Below are 324 nucleotides of genomic sequence, written 5' to 3' on the forward strand. Positions count from 1 at the left end.
ACGCAGGGATGTGTCGTGCTTTCAAGCTATAATTTGGTTCGGTGTAAGGGCTATTAGCTCAGGTGGTTAGAGCGCACCCCTGATAAGGGTGAGGTCCCTGGTTCGAGTCCAGGATGGCCCACTCGTGGGGGTATAGCTCAGTTGGTAGAGCGCCTGCTTTGCAAGCAGGATGTCAGGAGTTCGAGTCTCCTTACCTCCACCTGGATTTGCCAGCAAAAGAAATAGAGAATGACCAAAAGCATCTAGGTTTGTCAATGAGCAGACTAGATTGGGATTGGCTCTTGTGCTGACAAATGTGGATGTGATAAGATAGAAAATTGTGAG

General features: G+C 48.8%; 2 tRNA genes. Both read left to right on the forward strand.

Going from position 1 to position 324, the window contains the following annotated elements:
• The first annotated feature begins 47 nt into the window (after positions 1–47).
• Positions 48–121 (forward strand) — tRNA-Ile (locus UYC_RS0101410).
• 5 nt (positions 122–126) lie between these two features.
• Positions 127–199 (forward strand) — tRNA-Ala (locus UYC_RS0101415).
• Positions 200–324: the final 125 nt, after the last annotated feature.

This window comes from Chlorogloeopsis fritschii PCC 6912 (genome assembly GCF_000317285.1).
GTDB lineage: Bacteria > Cyanobacteriota > Cyanobacteriia > Cyanobacteriales > Nostocaceae > Chlorogloeopsis > Chlorogloeopsis fritschii.